Consider the following 18,742-nt stretch of genomic DNA (forward strand, 5'->3'; position numbering starts at 1 on the left):
ACGGCCCTTTTCACTTATTCTTTTATTTACGCAAAGATATCGCTTCTTTGGATATATGCTATCACATCTCCTTTATTGACATTGGCGCCTTGCTGGGCACATATTTCCACAACACGACCGGTAAATCCGGTCATCACCTTTTCGTATTCTCCCCAAGGGGTGGAGAGATAACAGAACACCTCGTCATGCTGATACTTGCGTCCGATGAACGGTGCTGCCGACGGCCCTTCTACCGAAACCTCCCAAAGCACCTGTCCTTTGGACGGAGCTATGATAGGGTCTGCTTTGGCCCGTTTCAGTTTCTTTATTTCCTCTTCCGAATATCCGTTCTTCATCATAGATGCATCCTTGACACGTTCCAGCTCATCTTGGAAACGCTTCTTGGCAACACCCGACTTATAGTCACGATATTGCCGGTCGTGCATGGCCAGTTCAAAAAGCTCCTCATCGTCCTCGCCATATTCCCAGCCGTTCTCGTCCATTTCTTTACGGTAGTCGTCCAAAGCATCCGGATAGTTGGATTGCGGGTCGGTATCGACAAACTCGTAGCCTTTGGATTTGGCAAGTTCAATGATTTCAGGAGCCAGTTCGCCCGGCAAGCGGCCACTCTTGCCCAGAATCATGTCCCAGGTATGATTGTCGATCATTGTCCAGCGCTCTTCACCTTTCACCAGTTGCATCACGTTCATCAGCGCCACATTCTTGACGTACTGGCTGAACGGAGTTACCAAAGGCGGATACCCCAGTTTGGGCCATACATATTCCACTTCATCAAAGAGCATCACCAGCAGGTCGTCTATGCTGAGTTCGGGCTGGTTCTTACCTTTCAGTATCATATTGATGCCGGAATGTACACCTTTCAAATCTGCCATCATAGAGCCCATCATGCCGCCCGGAAGCCCGCATTTCAAGAGCAGGGACGACATATGCTTGTTGGTGGGATCCATAAAATAGCCGAGAAAGTCATCTATAAACTCCTGCGTCATGGCACGAGCTTTCATGTAGGCTTTCATGTTGATGTCGGGCACTTGGAAACCCTTATCGCGCAACATTGCCTGTACGGAAATAACATCCGGGTGCACCTTTCCCCACGACATGGGTTCCATGGCCACATCTATGATATCGGCGCCATTCTCGCAGACTTCGAGGATGGAAGCCATCGAAAGTCCCGGTCCGCTATGCCCATGATACTGTATCAATACGTCGGGATGCCTTTCTTTGATTGTCTTCGTCAGTTCTCCCAGCATCCCCGGACGACCGATGCCCGCCATGTCCTTCAAGCAGATTTCAGGTGCTCCGGCCTCAATGAGTTGGTCGGCTATGCGGGCATAATACTCCACTGTGTGCACAGGCGAATGGGTGATGCAGAGCGTTGCCTGCGGAATCATTCCGGCTTCGAGTGCATAACGGATGGAAGGGATGATGTTGCGCGTTTCGTTCAGTCCGCAGAAGATGCGGGTGATGTCCACGCCTTGCGCATGTTTCACCTTGTACATCAGGCGGCGCACGTCGGCGGGTACGGGATACATGCGCAACGCATTCAGCCCGCGGTCGAGCATATGGGTCTGTATGCCTGCATCCTTGAAGGGTTGGGTAAAGGCACGAACCGCTTTATTCGGGTTCTCGCCATAGAGAAGGTTCACTTGTTCGAAGGCTCCGCCGTTGGTCTCGACGCGGGCAAAGCATCCCATTTCGATAATCAGCGGGGCGATGCGCACCAACTGATCCACTCTCGGCTGATATTTACCGGACGACTGCCACATATCGCGGTAAACAAGACTGAATTTGATTTCTTTTTTCATTGCAATAGGTAATTTACGATTTGTTCATCAGGTTAACTTGGTATATACAAATATAAAGGATTATTCTGACATATAGTCAAAATAACCCTATAATTATTTATTCAAAAGATATGTTTTATATCATTTAGTAAATCGAGCATTAAAAGTTTTCTAATTCTTAATTTATCAAATGAAATCCTTCAATTCCTCCTGCAGCTTCTGTCTTGTGAAGAAGATGCGGCTTTTTACTGTTCCAAGAGGCAGTCCCAGGCGTTCGGCTATCTCGCGGTACTTAAATCCGGAGACGTGCATGGAAAACGGCACTTTATAATCACGTGGCAATGAATTGACGATGCGGTGCATTTCCTTCAGGTCGTAAGCTCCTTCGGTACTGGCAAAGCCGGAATCTTGCGGCAGGCTCAGGTGGTACAGGTTTTCGGTCTGGTCGACGAACGTCTGCTCACGTACTATCTTGCGGTAGTTATTGATAAAGATGTTACGCATAATGGTGTACATCCAACCTTTAAAATTGGTATCGGGCTCGTATTTGTCTTCATTATCCAAGGCTTTAAGAGAGGTCTCCTGCAACAAATCATTCGCTTCTTCCCGATCGGACGTCAAATTGTATGCAAAGCGAAGCAGTTCTTCTTGCACAGCAAGCAAATCTTTTCTAAAACTGTAAGTGTTCATACTTTGCTAATTTTTTTTATGGTTAATATTCGTTTAGGTTTAGTGGTTGCAAGTATACGGAAATTTCCGAATCAGGAGGGATGGAATACGGGTAGTCTTTGGGGTGAAAACTAACATTTGACAGATATTACCCCCTGTTTTGGCAGTTTTCAGGCGATGCGGAAACAACATAAACGGGCGTGAGAGGTGATTTTAGCGCTAAATTATAGTAATATTACCATAAGATAAATAAAAACAGGCCCTATGAAGAGAAGAACACAGGTTGGGGTCACAAGAAATGTTTGCCTGTAATGAAAGCACACCGTCATTACAGGCAAACACAAGCACCGGAAAAGGCATCTAAAAGTCAGCTTTCTTTCCCCTCTTCCTCCCCGTCGTTTCCGGAGAGTATGGGCAGACATATCTTATATTTCACAGCAAGGATACGGGTGATGAACACAGACATCCCGCCTATCACCTGGCAACCGTAGGAGTGCATGCCCGCCAGCTCGCATATCCAGTAGGCCGTACCGCCCACCACGCATGCCATTGCATAAATCTCTTTACGGAATATGAGAGGAATTTCATTGATAAAGACATCGCGTATCACGCCCCCCGCAGCTCCGGTAATGCTGCCCATGATGATTGCCACCCAGAAGGGATAGCCCAGAGAGAGGCTTTTGCCCACTCCCACCACCGTAAACAGTGCCAAGCCGATAGTATCGAAGATGAAGAACGTGTTGTGCAGGTGTATGAGGTGCTTCCCGAAGAAGATAACCCACAGCAAGGCCAGTCCGGTACATATCAGATAAATAGGATCTGTCATCCAGCCGGGAGTGACATCCAGCAGGAGATCACGTATCGTACCGCCTCCAATGGCTGTTACGAACCCCACCACATAAGCGCCGAACCAGTCGAAGCGCTTCGCCGAAGCAAGGCGTATGCCGCTGATGGCAAAGGCAAATGTGCCAATAAAGTCGAGTATCTGAACAAATGTAGGCATGAAAGGATTTCTTTTTTTGCAAAGTAACAAATAATTTCCCTAAGAAAATGTATTTTTGTCTCACCAATTTATATGAGCAATGAAAATAACCATCGTATCGGGCGCACGTCCCAACTTCATGAAGATTGCCCCCCTGTGCCGCGCCATAGACGCAGCCAGAGAAGCGGGTAAAAACATATCCTATCGCATAGTCTACACCGGTCCTCAGGACGACACCACTTTGGATGCCTCGCTCTTTTCCGACCTCGCCATGCCTAAGCCCGACGCTTACTTGGGCATCAGCGGACGCGACCATTCGCGGGTGGCGGCTTCCATTATGCTCGCTTTCGAAGAGGAACTCAACGGACATCCCGCCCAAGTAGTACTGGTGGTGGACGACATGACCGCCACCATGAGCTGCGCCATCGTAGCCAAGAAGCGCGGTCTGAAGGTAGCCCATGTCATTGCCGGTACGCGTTCGTTCGATATGAATATGCCGCGTGAGGTGAACCGCACGATCGTAGACGCCATTTCCGACTACCTCTTCACTGCCGGAATGGTGGCCAACCGCAACCTCAACCAAGAAGGGATGATACCGGAATACATCCACTACGTGGGCAATATACTCATCGACACCATCCGCTACAACCGCCACCGCCTGATGCAGCCGCTATGGTTCTCCACCCTCGGACTGCGCAAGGGAAACTACCTCTTGCTCACCCTGAACCGCCACGACCTGCTGGAAAAGAAAGCCGTACTCTGTTCCCTGATGCAGACGCTGGCAGCGAAGGCTGGCGACATGCCTGTCGTAGCCCCCATGCATCCCTACGTGGAACGCGCCATAAAATCACTGGGGCTTGACATGCCCCACCTGCACATTCTGCCGCCCCAGAGCTATCTGCACTTCGGCTTCCTCATCAACCAAGCCAAGGGCATCGTGACCGACTCCGGCAACATTGCCGAAGAAGCCACTTTCCTCGATGTGCCCTGCATCACGCTCAACACCTACGCCGAACACCCGGAAACGTGGCGTTTCGGAACCAATGAGCTCGTCGGGGAGAACTCCATTGCCCTCTCCGCCGCTCTCGACAAACTGCTGCATGGCGACTGGAAACACACCACCCTGCCCGACCGCTGGGACGGACGTACAGCCGAGCGCATCGTACAGACGTTGATAAACGGAGAAAAGATATAGAAAAGCTCTCGCTCTCTCTTAAGTATCCCTCTTATTCTTTAAAAAATATTTGCTTCTTGATTAACTGCAAATTGCTAACTTTGCAAATTGATTATGAAATGTATGAAACAAATATATAGCATAGCTCTGCTTCTCCTGCTTCTGTTATCCGTCTCCACCGGTGTGTCGGCGCAGATAAAAGGGGTCATAACAGACTCCCTCACCCACGAACCGCTGATGTACATCACCGTACAATATGAAGGAAAAGGCGTGGGAGGCATCTCCAATGCAGAGGGAGAATATCAGGTAGAGACTCGTAAAGGCTGGAATGAACTGACATTCTCCGCCATAGGTTACATCACCAAAAAAGTGAAATTCGCCCCCGGCACAAAAGTACTCAACGTGGAGCTGGCTCCTGCCGACGTGATGCTCTCCGAGGTTGTTGTCAAGCCCAAGAAAGAGAAGTACTCGCGCAAGAACAACCCTGCCGTAGAGTTCATGAAGAAAGTCATCGAGAACAAGAAAGCCCTGAAGCTGGAGGAGAACGACTATTACCAGTACCAGAAGTACGAGAAGATGAAGATGTCCGTCAACGACGTCACGCCGGAGAAAATGGAGAAAGGCATCTACAAGAAATTCTCCTTCTTCAAGGATCAGGTGGAGGTATCGCCCAAAACCAACAAGATGATCCTGCCCATCTCCATTAAGGAGACCTCCTCCAAGACCATCTACCGTAAGAATCCCAAAAGCGAAAAGACCATTATCGAGGGTATGAACTCCAGCGGCATCGAAGAGTTCTTCAATACAGGCGATATGCTGGGCACGATCCTCACCGACGTCTTTTCCGACGTCAACATCTACGATGACGACATCCGCCTGCTGCAACGCCGCTTCGTCAGCCCCATCGGACGCGGAGCCATCAGCTTCTACAAGTTCTACCTCATGGACACGCTCATGGTGGACAAGCAAGAATGCGTCCACCTCACTTTCGTGCCCCAGAACTCACAGGACTTCGGCTTCACCGGACACCTGTACGTGGTGAAAGACTCCACCTACGCCGTAAAGAAAGCCATTATGAACCTGCCCAAAAAGACAGGCGTCAACTTCGTGGAGAACCTCGACATCGTGCAGCAGTTTGAGCAACTGCCCGACAGCAACTGGGTGCTCACCGACGACGACATGACCGTAGAGCTCGCCCTGATGAAAGGCATACAAGGACTGGAAGTGCAGCGCACCACCAAGTACAGCGACTATAAATTCGACGAGATAGAACCCCGTCTTTTCCGCCTGAAAGGGAACGTCATCAAGGAAGCCAACATGCTTGCCAAGAGCGACGAATACTGGGCCAAAGTGCGTCAGGTACCACTCACCAAGAAGGAAAGCTCCATGGACGTATTCATGAACCGCATCGAGCAGATACCGGGCTTCAAATACGTCATTTTCGGTGCAAAGGCGCTGATAGAGAACTTCGTGGAGACGGGAAGCAAGAAACACCCCAGCAAGTTCGACTTCGGACCCATCAACACCATGATCACCAGTAACTACGTGAACGGCACCCGCTTCCGTCTCAGCGGCATGACCACCGGCAACCTGCATCCTCACTGGAGTTTCAGCGGTTACGGGGCCTACGGCACGCGGGACAAGAAATGGTTCTACTCCGGACAGGCTGCCTACTCCTTCAACAAGCGCGAATACGTCCTTTGGGAATTCCCCAAGCACTACCTCGCCTTCCAGTACACCTACGACGTGATGTCTCCCATGGACAAGTATCTGGCAACGGACAAGGACAATATGTTCGTCGGCTGGAAATGGACCACCGTAGACCAGATGTCGTACATGCGCGACGCCACCCTCACCTACGAACTGGAGACCAACACCGGCTTCTCCGTCAAGGCCATGGCACGCCACCGCAACGACCAGCCTGCCGGCATGCTGCAATACTGGAAGAACAACGGAACCACTCCCGGCGAATGGGACGAGAAGAACACACTGGTGCACGACATCACCACCACCGAACTGGGTCTGACCCTGCGTTATGCCCCCGGTGAGACGTTTGTCAACACCAAGCAGCGCCGCGTACCCGTATCGCTGGATGCGCCCACCTTCACCCTTTCGCACACCGTCGGACTGAAAGGCGTGCTGGGCGGCGAATACAACTTCAACCTTACGGAAGCCAGCATCCGCAAGCGCTTCTGGTTCGGCTCATGGGGCAAGCTGGACGTCACAGCCCGCGCTGGCGCACAGTGGAACACCGTCCCCTTCCCGCTGCTGAACCTGCCTATGGCAAACCTTTCATACATCACCCAGAACAACGAATCGTTCAACCTCATCGACAACATGGAATTCCTGAACGACCGTTACGCCTCGCTCGCCCTCAGCTACGACATGAACGGGAAGCTCTTCAACCGCATTCCCCTCATCAAGAAGCTGAAGTGGAGAGAGATGTTCCGCATCCGCGGCATGTGGGGCACACTGACCGACAAGAACAACCCCTACAAAAGCAGCAATTCCGACCTGTTCCTCTTCCCTATGCGCGACGGCATGCCCACCAGCCATGTCATGGGCCATACGCCCTACGTCGAAGCCAGCGTGGGCATCTACAACATCTTCAAGTTGCTGCATATAGAATATGTACGCCGCCTCACCTATACCGACATTCCGGGAGTGAAGAAAGGCGGAGTACGGTTTATGATACTGATGATCTTTTAGCGATTTATGCAACCATTGGCAGAACGTCTCAGACCGAAGACATTAGACGAATACATCGGTCAGAAACACTTGGTAGGACCGGGAGCGGTGCTCCGCAAGATGATTGACGCAGGACGCATCTCCTCCTTCATCCTGTGGGGCCCTCCGGGAGTGGGCAAGACAACGCTTGCGCAGATTATAGCCAACAAGCTGGAAACGCCATTCTACACCCTCAGCGCCGTCACCAGCGGTGTGAAGGATGTGCGCGACGTGATAGACCGCGCCAAGAGCAACCGTTTCTTCTCACAGGCAAGCCCCATACTGTTCATCGACGAAATCCACCGTTTCAGCAAGTCGCAGCAAGACTCGCTGCTTGGTGCGGTGGAGCAGGGTACGGTGACACTGATAGGCGCCACCACCGAGAACCCCTCGTTCGAGGTGATCCGTCCGCTGCTGTCGCGCTGCCAGCTCTACGTGCTGAAATCGCTGGAGAAAGACGACCTGCTGGAACTCCTGCAACGTGCCGTAACGACGGATGTCCAACTGAAAGAACGGCAGATAGAGCTCAGGGAGACTACCGCCATGCTCCGTTACAGTGGCGGCGATGCCCGTAAGCTGCTCAACATCCTCGACCTCGTTGTGCAGTCCGAAGCCGGCGACCCTGTGGTCATCACCGATGAGATGGTGACCGAACGCCTCCAGCAGAATCCCCTTGCCTACGACAAAGACGGCGAAATGCACTACGACATCATCTCCGCCTTCATCAAGTCCATTCGCGGCAGCGACCCCGACGGAGCCATCTACTGGCTGGCACGCATGGTGGAAGGCGGTGAAGACCCCGCTTTCATAGCCCGTCGCCTTGTCATCTCCGCTTCCGAGGACATCGGACTGGCAAACCCCAACGCCCTGTTGCTTGCCAATGCCTGCTTCGACACCATCATGAAAGTGGGCTGGCCCGAAGGACGCATCCCACTGGCAGAGACCACCATCTACCTCGCCACCAGCCCCAAAAGCAACTCCGCCTACATGGCAATCAACGATGCCCTCTCCCTGGTGCGGCAGACAGGCAACCTGCCCGTCCCCCTGCACCTGCGCAACGCCCCCACCCAACTGATGAAACAGCTTGGCTACGGCGACAACTATAAATATGCCCACGACTATCCCGGCAACTTTGTCCGCCAGCAGTTCCTGCCCGACGACCTGAAAGACCACCGCATCTGGCAACCGCAGGACAATCCCGCCGAACAAAAGCACAAAGAAAGGATGCAAGCCCTATGGGGAAAGAAAGGGAATGATTAGGGACAGGAGGCACTTAGCATAAGATTAAACTGTAAGTATTAACACCAAATCACCGATAATCATGAAAATAGTAGTTCTCGACGGTTATGCCGCCAATCCCGGAGATCTTTCCTGGGACGAATTGAAAAGTTTGGGAGAGTGCATTGTTTACGACCGCACTGCACCTTCGGAAGTTACGGAACGCGCTGCCGGAGCGGATATTCTGCTGACCAATAAAGTTGTGCTCAACGCAGATACCATAGCTGCGCTGCCCCATCTGAAATACATCGGCGTCCTTGCCACCGGATACAACGTTGTCGATATTGCCGCTGCCAAAGAACGGGGCATTGTCGTCACCAACATCCCGGCATACAGCACCCCTTCCGTAGCCCAGATGGTCTTTGCGCACATCCTCAACATAGCCCAGCAAGTGCAGCACTACACCGACGAAGTGCGCAAGGGACGTTGGAGCAGCAATCCCGACTTCTGCTTCTGGGACACTCCGCTCATTGAACTGCGCGGCAAGAAGATCGGTATCATCGGCTTGGGACAAACCGGCTACAACACCGCCCGCATTGCCATCGGTTTCGGCATGGAAGTGCATGCCTACACCTCCAAATCCACCTTCCAGCTTCCCCCCGAAATCAGAAAGACGGAGCTCGACGAACTCTTTGCCAACTGCGACATCATCAGTCTGCACTGTCCCCTCACCGACTCCACCCGCGAACTGGTTAATGCCGCCCGCCTGAAGCAGATGAAGCCCAACGCCATCCTCATCAACACCGGACGAGGCCCGCTCATCAACGAACAAGACCTTGCCGACGCCCTGAACAACGGCACTATCCTTGCCGCCGGACTGGATGTGCTCTCACAAGAGCCGCCCCGCCCCGACAACCCGTTGCTCACCGCCAAGAACTGCTACATCACCCCACACATCGCATGGGCAAGCGCCGCAGCACGCGAACGCCTCATGCAGATCATGCTGGACAATGTGAAAGCGTTTCTGGACGGAAAAGTGATTAATGCAGTGACAAAGTAAAAACTAATCACTAAACCCTAATCACTAATCGCTAACCTCTAAAATCTCGTTTATGGGAAAATCCGCTGTCAAAGGACTCTTGCGTTGGATGCCGGTAGGTGCCACGTGGATGCTGGCTGCCGTTACCATTGCAGCATCCCGTTCCGGACATTATCATCCGGACAGCTCTGTGGTGATGCCCCTGCTGGGACTTGCCGTACCGATATTACTGGTCTCCTGCCTGATAACAGCCCTTTGCTGGGCGCTGGCACGCAAGAAGTGGGCTATCGTTCCTTTGGCAGCCTTCTTCTTCAACTGGGAATATCTGACGGCAGTCGTCCGGTTCGGTTCCACCGATGATGATGTGCCTGCCACTGCTCCGGCGCCGAACCGGGAAGGCAAGTCCGGCGGCTGCCTCACCGTAGCCACCTACAACGTACATCATTTCGGCAACGAAATCACCGGATACTCCTGCAAGGAAATAGCCCGGTACATGCAGCAGCGTCATGTCGATGTGCTTTGCTTCCAAGAGTTCGGAGACAATCCCCACTTCACGACAGACAGTCTGCGCCGCGCCCTTTCGCACTGGCCCTACGCCCTTATTCCTGCGGACGACTCCATTCGCGGCATTCTCCCCGTTGCCGTATTCAGCCGCTACCCGCTTGCGGAAGGACGTTTCATCACCTACCCACGAAGCTCCAATTGCAGCATGGCGTGCGACATTGTTCTGGGTGCAGACACCCTCCGCCTGCTGAACAATCACTTGCAGACCACCAGCGTCAGTCAGAACCGCAGGAAGTGGGAACGCGAACTCGCTGCCAACGACACCCGCCGCGAAGCGCAAGCCGTACAGGATGCTGCGGAAACCCTGCACGAGAACTTCGTGAAGCGTGCCGCCCAAACCGACAGCATCGTCCGCCTTGTCATCGCCAGTCCGCACCCCGTACTGGTGTGCGGAGACTTCAACTCCCTACCCTCGTCCTACACCTACCGCCAACTGTCCGGAATCCTCCAAGACGGTTTCAAGACAGGCGGACATGGATATATGTACACCTACCGCTACGCCAAACGCATGCTGCGCATCGACTATGCTTTCCATTCGTCCAAACTGGACTGCACCGACTATTACTCTCCCGATCTGGATCTGTGCAGCGACCACAATCCGGTGATATTTACGGTGAAATACTAAAGCGCAAAAGGATATACAAAAGAGAAAGAGTATATTAAAAAAGGCTATCCCGGTTTCCCGGAATAGCCTTTACTAAAATATAGAAAAACAAAAAAAATGGCTTTAGAAAGTCAAGCGGATGCCCACTTGTGCATGCCAGCGTGAAGAGATGTCACTCTTGTTGATTTTGGCATTATTAAATGCGTAACCCGGGTTTCTGTTACCATTTTCATCCGTACTCAGGCTTACCACTGTCAGCGGTGACAAGTTGTAGGCAGAGCTGTAGCTTGCGCCCCACTTCTTGTTCAGCATGTTGGCAAAGTTGATGATGTCGAATGTAAATTCCAGTTTGCCCAGTCCTTGAGCGTTGTAGATGGTTTGCGCCAAGTGCAGGTCTATCTCATGTTCCCAGTTGCTCAGGTTGGAGTTGCGTTCGGCATACTGTCCGCGGTGGTTCTTGGCATAGTCGTCGTTGTTCACCCATTCGGTGAAGGCTTTACGGCTGTCTGCTGCGCTCATAATCAGTTTGCCATTTTTATCCTTATTATCCACGAAGTTCATGTTGTCCAGTTCGGCTTCGGTAGGGATGTAAAGCAATGAGTTACCTTTCTGGCCGTCACCGTTGAAGTCGCTGACTTCGTTCATCGTCAGGCTGTAACGGCTACCGGAGAAACCGTTGTAGATAACGGAAATGGTGGTGCTTGTCCAGCCGTTCAGATACTTCGGAGTGGTGTAAGAGAGCTGTGCCATGAGGCGGTGAGGAACATCGAACTTGGAGAAGCCGAGTTCGTTTTCGGAGTTGGTGTCGCGGGAGTAGTTATACTTCCAGTTGGAGTAAGCCACCGAGCTTGTACCGTCATTCACAGACTTGGAACGTCCGAAGGTATAAGATGCCGACATGTCCAGACCGAAGTCAAAGCTCTTCGCCAATGAAGCGGAGAAAGCGTAGGTATAGCCCTTGTTCGTATTTCTCAGGTTCACGATGGAGTAGTAATTGCTCTTGGTCTTGGAGTAGAAAGGAGCGGCAGATGCTTCCACACCGGGGATGGCATATACCTTCTCGCCGTTGTTGTTCAGTGCGAGATTCTCAAAGAACACGTTGTTCATGGTCTTGGAGTAGATACCCTCCAGAGTCAGTTTCACGTCACCCGGCAGGCGTTGTTCCAGTGCGAGGTTGGCACGCAACACTTGCGGATACTTGAAGCCTTTGTCTACGGTAACGATGTCCGGTCTCAAAGCTCCGGTTTCCACCGATGTGGCTGCTCCCATAGGATCTTTGGCATATTGTGCCAGTGAAGGAGCCGTATTGGTGTGGTTGTTGCCTTGTTTGGGTTCGATGGTAGTACCCATGGACTCCATGCCCGTATTGTTGTAGGCGTTGGACAACCAAACGAAAGGTACGCGTCCGGTGAAGATGCCCACACCGCCGCGGATCAGTGTCTTGTGAGAGTCGTCCGTATACCAGCGGAAGCCTACGCGCGGAGAAACCAGCACTTTGGCGCCCGGCATTTCGCCTACGCGCGATGTGATGTCGTTGTCGGCAGCGAATGTATTGAAGGCTTCGTTCGTTGTGGGGTCGTTGAAGAGCAAGGGGATGTCAAAGCGGATACCGTAGGTCAACTCAAGGTTGGTGTTGATGTTCCACTTGTCCTGTGCATAGAAGCCGAACTGTCCCGACTTCATGATGGGGGCGTAGCGGAGGTCACCGCCTGTCAGTTCGGGGTTGGTGTACTTATACGTATATTTATAAGGTGCATCGTTCAGGAAGTTGTCCAAAGAGTTGAAGTACCATGAACCGTTTACGGCCTGAATGAAGAGGTTGCTCATGCGGTAGATTTCGTTGTGCGTACCGAAGGTCATCGTATGGCTTCCCAAATACCATGAGAGGTTGTCCTCGAAGGTATAGATGTCCTGATCCAGTTTGTTGGCTCCGGAGGAGAATTCCGTACCGATGTTGGCGGTGATGTTGGTTTTGCCGTCGTTTCCTTTCACGTTTTCAATCTGTACGGTGGGTCCCTGATAGGCCACTTCGCGGTTGTCGCGAACGAAGCTGGCCGAGGCGCGGAACTCGTTGTAGAGGTTCTGTCCGAGGCGTGAGTTCAGTTCGGCAACGATGGAGTTGGTCTTGTTGTTCATGCGGTAGCCGCTGTTGTTGAACACGTAGGAGTATGCTCCGGGAGAATAGTTGTCATCGAAGGAGTTGTTGTGCTGGTAGCGCAGTGCCAGTTTGTGGTCCTGATTGATGTTCCAGTCCACACGTGCCAGCAAGCCGAAGGACTTGCGGTCTACGTCGCGCTGTGAGTAGGCTTCGTCGATGCCTGTATATTCCTTGTATTTATCGGCAATCTGCTTGGCTGTGGCCGAAGTGAGGTAGGAGTTGATGTATCCCGGATAGATGCTGGCGGGATAAGACTCTTTCTGTGCTTCGGCGCTTACGAAGTAGAACAGTTTGTCCTTCACGATTGCTCCGCCCAGTGTGCCGCCGAAGGTGCGTGTGAACTGCTGTCCGAGTTCGCTCTTGGCATAGTCGCGTACGGCGCTGTACTTGCCATACATGAACTGGTTGTTGAAGTAGGTGTAGGCCGATCCTTTGGTGGTGTTCGTACCCTGCTTGGTGATGGCGTTGATGCCGCCGCCTGTGAATCCGCTTTGGCGAACGTCGAAGGGTGCTACTACTACCTGTATTTCCTGAATGGCATCCATTGAGATGGGGTTGGCTCCGGTCTGTCCTCCGTTGGTTCCTGAAGAGGCAAGGCCGAATACGTCGTTGCTCACCGTACCGTCTATCTGGAAGCTGTTGTAGCGGTTGTTGGAGCCTGCAAACGTCATACCGCCGATTTTGGAAGGCATGGCGAAAGGCATGTTCTTCACGATGTCGTAGACGTTGCGGTCTACGGTCGGTGTGTTCTCAATCTTTCCCAGTGAGAAGTTCTGTCCGGCTCCGGCAGCGGCTTTGGCTTCTGCCACCACCACTACTTCGTCCAGCAGTTCCGAGCTGGGAGTCAGTTTCACGTTCTGCGTATAGGTGTTGCCCAGTTCCAGCATGATGCCCGTAAAGGCGGCACTTTGATAGCCCACGTAGGACACTGTAAGTTTGTACGGGCCGCCGGTACGCATACCTTGCATCGTATAGCGTCCGTCCACGTTGGTGACAGCGCCATACTGTGTGCCCGAAGGTTCATGAACAGCTATAACCGTCGCTCCGATTACAGTTTCATTCTGTTCGTCGGTCACCTTGCCGCTAATGGCCGAGGTGGTGACCTGTGCATTTACGCCCATAGCCGCCAAGACCAGCATCAGCGTAAAAATAACTCTCATTCTTTTTAACATAATTGTTTCTAATTGGTTTTTGAAAAATGTTATATTTCTTAAAACACTTGCAAAGGTACGCAAAAATATATGTAAAAGCATTACAATTCTGCTACATTTTTTAAGAAATTATTCTGAAGCAGAAAGATGTATTATATAATAAGGTGTAACGGAAAAGCAGCGGAAGAGAAGTGCACCGTATGTAAGAGCAGAAGCAGAAGTTCACTGTATGCAAGGCATGAGGGAAGAGCAGAAAGAGAAGTGCACCGTATGCAAGGCATGACGGAAAAGCGGAAGCAGAAGTTCGCTGCAATGAAAAAAAATTAAATACCTTTGCCGCCTTTATCCTAAAAATAATTCATTATGATGGAAACTAAAAAAAAGAAGGTTGGGCATATCTGAAGCATGTCAGAAAAGCCATGGAGTGTATCAAAACCGTAACCGACGGGAAGTATGAGGTGAGCGACGAAGCCTATCACACGCTGAAGCGTATAGTGAAAAACTGCGAGAAGCTGATTAAGGCCTACGAAAAAAAGCTGGAACAGAGGGAAAAAGAGCGGGAAAAGTCCCTGAATCGTTAACAAAGCACAAATAACGGCCAAAACGATGTTTATACATATTTACAAAGTCAAAGTGTTGCAGCACACCGCAATAGGTGTCGTAAAGTGTATAAACAGGACAAAGCATCTATCTTATTTTCAGTACATTTGCGGTAATAAACATTGAACGGACATATTCTCTCCCTCCGCCATAAATTGCAAGCGGCGGGAGCAGAAGTCTGCTTCAATAAGTATTCATTTTATAAAAACAAGACATGGCAATTACATGTACGGAAGGAGAAGTGAAAATCTCCGAGTTCGGCTCAGTCCGAAGCAAACAATCACAGACCATCAGTCTGCAAGAGTATGTAAACAAAGTGCGTAGCAACACATTCAAGGCGCAGGTGGAGGAATACCGCCGCCTTGCCGCCCTGCCGGGGCATGAAGCCGAAGCGCAGAGGGTGAAGGACGGGATGCCCTGCATCGTACCCGCCGGAGTGTGCAGCGGCGGACACGCAGTGAAGAACCTCGTCAAGCACAGCGGACTGCTCCAGATAGACATGGACCACACCCTGCTGCGCACCGCCGAAGTGTGCCGGCTGCTCTGCGAACTGCCCTACGTGACAGTGGTGCACAAGAGTTTCTCGCAGAACGGCGTACGGGCGTTTGTACGCGTGGCAGCCGAAGATGTGATGCGGAACTATGAGCAGCTTTATGCCGCCGTAGGAGAAGCCGTCAGCCGGCATGCCGCACACAACTACGACTCCAAATGCAAGATCCTGACACAACCCAGCTTCTATTCGTGGGACGCAGATGCGTATTACAATCCCGATGCGGAGACTTTCAAGATGCAGTGGGGAGAAGAAACGGGAAAGGAAGCGGGAACAATTTCAGAAACAGCAGCAAATGCAGGAGGAACTGTTTCAAGAGGAATAATCTCAGAAGTGACAGACTCAGGAAAAGCTGTTTCAGGAGGAGCAATCTCAGAAGTGACAGACTCAGGAAGAACTGTTTCAGGAGGAGCAATCTCAGGAGTGACAGACTCAGGAGTGACAAACTCAGAAAAATCAGCATCAGGAGCAACAGCTCCCGGTTTTCTGGTGCAATTCCTCAACGACTTTGAGCACCGCAACCCCTTCCGTCGTGGTGAGCGAAACGACCTTGCGTTGAAGCTGGGTCGTGTGTCTCGCAGTAAAGGTTTTTCAAAAAAGGAGTTGGAAGAAGTTATCAGCCTCTTCATCCGCCGCTATGCTGCAACCGATTTCACAGCCGAAGACATCCGTCAACGCATAACCGCTGGTTATCAATTCATTGACTCTCTTCCGCAAAAAACGGAAATTCCCGGCGAGGGTTCAAATAGGGTTCATTTCCCTTATGACCCCGCCGAGCCGCCCGATGCGGGCTCCGAAGAAGAAGATTTGTTGGAAAAAAACAACGAACTTCGTGCCCAGTCTCCCTACATTCCCGACAGCGCATACAGCGGTCTGCCCCAATTCCTGAAAGACTGTGTGCAATACGCTTCCGACCCGCGCGAACGCGACATCATACTGCTTGGCAGCCTTAACTGTTGCAGCGCCCTCTTCCCCGGTGTCAGCTTCTTCTACAAGAACGCCCTCTACTCTTCCCACTTCTACCATGCCCTCGTGGCAAACGCAGCAGCCGGAAAGGGCGTCGTGGCATTCATCCTCAGTCTGCTCGATGCCACCCAGGAATATTACGACCGCCAGCGTCGCGATCAGAAGAAAGCCTTCGAGAAAGCCCAAATGGCATGGGAAGCCGAAGTACATCAGGCACTGCGCGAACACCGTTCTCCCGACTCCGACAAGAAGCCCGAAGAACCCAAAGCCAAATACCTGAAGACCTCCTCCACCACCAGCAAGAGCCGTCTGCTGGAGCAGCTCGCCACCAACGGCGAACTCGGCTGCCACATGTCGTCCACCGAAATCAACACCCTCATCTCCTCGCTCGCACAGGACTACGGCAAGTATGAGGACATCCTCTGCAAGGCTGCCCACCACGAGGAAATCTCACAGTCGTACAAGATAGACGGCGACCCGATAGTCGTTCCCCGTCCCCACCTGGCACTCATCATGTCCGGCACACCGGAGCAGTTCACCGGCTTCTTCCGCAGCCACGAAAACGGTCTGTACAGTCGTTTCCTCATCTACACCCGCCAGCTCAACCCCCATTGGGAGACGTGTGCCCCCGGCGAAGGACGCGTGGATCTGCGCGAACACTTCCATACGCTGGGAAAGAAACTCTTCGAGATGCACAAGTTGCTGCTGGAATCCCCCACCCTCGTCACCTTCACCCCCGGACAATGGGAACGCCATACGCAACAGTTCGGCGTGTGGCTCAAGTCGGCCCTGGTGGAAGGAAAGGAGTTCCCCACCAGCATCGTCTTCCGTCATGGACTGCTTGCCATGCGCCTCGCGTCCATCCTCACCATCTTCCGCAAGTGGGACGACTACCGCTATGCCAAGGAATACTGCTGCACCGATGCCGACTTCGACACCGCCATGCAGATTATAGCCACCGTCATCGAGCACAGCCTGCTGCTGGGCACTTCGCTGCCCGACACCGGACACCCGCCGGTAGCCATGCGTAAATTCCACCAGTTTGAAGACGTTCTCAAGAAATTACCGAGGATTTTTTCTTACATCGACTTCATCAATGCCGCCAAAGAACTCGGCATATCTGTGTCCACAGCCAAACGTTACCTGAGAAAGGCCGTTGAACAAGAACTCGTTGTGAAACAGAAAGATAAGTACCGAAAACGCAGAAAAAGGCAAGGTAAACAGGGGCTATAAGGAAATGAACCCTAAATGAACCCTCGCCCCGACAATTCGACGGGCGGGGGCTCTTTGGAAAAATAAGGACAAAAATGAACCTGATAAGAATATGCGAACGCATGAACAGCCGCCCGAAACAACGAATTCTAAAAGAAAGCATCTATGTATGACAAGGAATTAGCACTCGACAGCCTATATAACATCCTATTTCTTCCTGTGAGACAGATAATTTCCCCTTGCGGGATAAATAATTTCATCCCGTAAGACGGTAAGTTTCGTCCTACGGGATGAAAAGTTTTGTCCTGCGAAGCGGGAAGTTTCGTCCTGCGAAACGGAAAACATTCATTCTGCGAAACATGGGGTCATGGTGTTCCCAGCACCCCTATGATGAGCCGCACTTGTGCGGGCGTGTACCGTCGTGCGGTAGGCGCCATGCCCGTTTCCTGCAACTGCTGCTCCAGTCCGGGCGCGGTACGTATCCATTCGTTGAACTGCTTGACGGCTGTCTGCTGCTGCACACCGTCTATATACATGCTTGCCAATTCGCCCTTGCCGTAGCTGCGCACCACAAAGGCTTTCTCTACAATATCTTCATCGGGCTTTCCCATACAGAGTCTCCATTAGTGTAATTTTCATTCGGATTGGAGACATAAAGATAGTGATTTTCAGCGAGATAAGCAATCAAACCCGGAGAAATTCATCTCCGATACCACTTTCTTTTTTTCTTCTTGCGGGCTTGCTGCAATGCCGTCCCAAACAGGCAACAGGCACATTTCAGTTCTTTCGGGGAGAGTTTATCCAAATTGTCAAGAATACCGGGAATAGAAAAGTTCTCATCGAGAAATTCATAAGGATCGGCGGCCTCTTCCAAATCCCGCTTCATGAGGCAGGCACATACAGGACATTTATCCATTGATCTGTTATATTTTTTTAGTTTATGTGAGGAAATATCTTATCAACTTTACACAAAAACACCTAAGGGAAAACCCCTCAAAAAACACATACCTCACTCCCCTTTCAGAAAGAAAGATGCTCAAAGATAACACTTTTTGGTTATTATTTGCATGATTATTATAAATTAATACAATATCGGAGCAAAAAAATACGACTACCGGAGAAATAAAAGGAAACAACCTATATATTATTACTAATGGATGCACAGCATTTGTTAAGGTATGCACAGCATTGTTAAGGCATACGCAGCATCGTTAAGGCATACACAGCACTGTTAAGGCATACACAGTATTGTTAAGGCATGCACAGCATTGTTAAGGCATGCACAGCACCGTTAAGGCATGCACAGTATCGTTAAGGCATGCACAGCATTGTTAAGGCATGCACAGC

13 protein-coding genes are annotated in these 18,742 nt (G+C 51.5%); 7 read left to right on the forward strand and 6 right to left on the reverse strand.

The window, feature by feature from the left end:
* Positions 1 to 26: 26 nt before the first annotated feature.
* From NQ546_RS12645 to NQ546_RS12655, 3 genes are all read right to left on the reverse strand, one after another.
* Positions 27 to 1,802 carry an oxaloacetate decarboxylase gene (locus NQ546_RS12645; RefSeq protein ID WP_004290747.1) on the reverse strand — a complete coding sequence of 592 codons (1,776 nt, stop codon included), beginning with the start codon at positions 1,800 to 1,802 and terminating at the stop codon, positions 27 to 29.
* Positions 1,803 to 1,967: 165 nt separating this feature from the next.
* A complete protein-coding gene (locus NQ546_RS12650) occupies positions 1,968 to 2,471 on the reverse strand; it encodes an RNA polymerase sigma factor (RefSeq protein ID WP_004290746.1) in 504 nt (167 codons plus the stop codon).
* Positions 2,472 to 2,817: 346 nt separating this feature from the next.
* Entirely contained in the window at positions 2,818 to 3,453 is a 636-nt protein-coding gene (locus tag NQ546_RS12655) for a trimeric intracellular cation channel family protein (RefSeq protein ID WP_004290744.1), read from the reverse strand.
* Positions 3,454 to 3,532: 79 nt separating this feature from the next.
* Here NQ546_RS12655 and NQ546_RS12660 point away from each other — a divergent pair, with 79 nt between their 5' ends.
* The 5 genes from NQ546_RS12660 to NQ546_RS12680 all read left to right on the forward strand — a co-directional run bounded on the left by NQ546_RS12660 (position 3,533) and on the right by NQ546_RS12680 (position 10,779).
* Entirely contained in the window at positions 3,533 to 4,627 is a 1,095-nt protein-coding gene (locus NQ546_RS12660) for a UDP-N-acetyl glucosamine 2-epimerase (RefSeq protein WP_004290743.1), read from the forward strand.
* Positions 4,628 to 4,729: 102 nt separating this feature from the next.
* Complete coding sequence (locus NQ546_RS12665) at positions 4,730 to 7,315, forward strand: DUF5686 and carboxypeptidase-like regulatory domain-containing protein (RefSeq protein ID WP_004294317.1); 2,586 nt, start codon at positions 4,730 to 4,732, stop codon at positions 7,313 to 7,315.
* A 6-nt stretch (positions 7,316 to 7,321) separates the two neighbouring features.
* The gene (locus NQ546_RS12670) at positions 7,322 to 8,593 is read left to right on the forward strand and encodes a replication-associated recombination protein A (protein WP_004290741.1); all 1,272 of its coding nucleotides are present in this window, start codon (positions 7,322 to 7,324) and stop codon (positions 8,591 to 8,593) included.
* Between the two features lie 61 nt (positions 8,594 to 8,654).
* A complete protein-coding gene (locus NQ546_RS12675; RefSeq protein WP_004290740.1) occupies positions 8,655 to 9,611 on the forward strand; it encodes a D-2-hydroxyacid dehydrogenase in 957 nt (318 codons plus the stop codon).
* A gap of 52 nt (positions 9,612 to 9,663) precedes the next feature.
* The gene (locus NQ546_RS12680) at positions 9,664 to 10,779 is read left to right on the forward strand and encodes an endonuclease/exonuclease/phosphatase family protein (protein WP_004290739.1); all 1,116 of its coding nucleotides are present in this window, start codon (positions 9,664 to 9,666) and stop codon (positions 10,777 to 10,779) included.
* A gap of 102 nt (positions 10,780 to 10,881) precedes the next feature.
* On the opposite strand, the gene NQ546_RS12685 is transcribed toward NQ546_RS12680, so the two are convergent.
* Positions 10,882 to 14,088: a TonB-dependent receptor gene (locus NQ546_RS12685; protein ID WP_039953272.1), complete on the reverse strand. Its 3,207-nt coding sequence runs from the start codon at positions 14,086 to 14,088 to the stop codon at positions 10,882 to 10,884.
* Positions 14,089 to 14,486: 398 nt separating this feature from the next.
* On the opposite strand from NQ546_RS12685, the gene NQ546_RS12690 reads away from it, so the two are divergent.
* Positions 14,487 to 14,648: a hypothetical protein gene (locus tag NQ546_RS12690; protein ID WP_004290736.1), complete on the forward strand. Its 162-nt coding sequence runs from the start codon at positions 14,487 to 14,489 to the stop codon at positions 14,646 to 14,648.
* Between the two features lie 233 nt (positions 14,649 to 14,881).
* Positions 14,882 to 17,416: a DUF3987 domain-containing protein gene (locus NQ546_RS12695; RefSeq protein WP_004290735.1), complete on the forward strand. Its 2,535-nt coding sequence runs from the start codon at positions 14,882 to 14,884 to the stop codon at positions 17,414 to 17,416.
* A gap of 344 nt (positions 17,417 to 17,760) precedes the next feature.
* Here the strand turns inward: NQ546_RS12695 and NQ546_RS12700 are convergent, their stop codons facing one another.
* Together NQ546_RS12700 and NQ546_RS12705 are read right to left on the reverse strand one after the other, a co-directional pair.
* Positions 17,761 to 18,006 carry a DUF4248 domain-containing protein gene (locus tag NQ546_RS12700; RefSeq protein WP_004290734.1) on the reverse strand — a complete coding sequence of 82 codons (246 nt, stop codon included), beginning with the start codon at positions 18,004 to 18,006 and terminating at the stop codon, positions 17,761 to 17,763.
* Positions 18,007 to 18,095: 89 nt separating this feature from the next.
* Entirely contained in the window at positions 18,096 to 18,311 is a 216-nt protein-coding gene (locus NQ546_RS12705; protein WP_021939675.1) for a hypothetical protein, read from the reverse strand.
* Positions 18,312 to 18,742: the final 431 nt, after the last annotated feature.

The sequence above is a fragment of the Bacteroides eggerthii genome, from assembly GCF_025146565.1.
GTDB classification, from domain to species: domain Bacteria; phylum Bacteroidota; class Bacteroidia; order Bacteroidales; family Bacteroidaceae; genus Bacteroides; species Bacteroides eggerthii.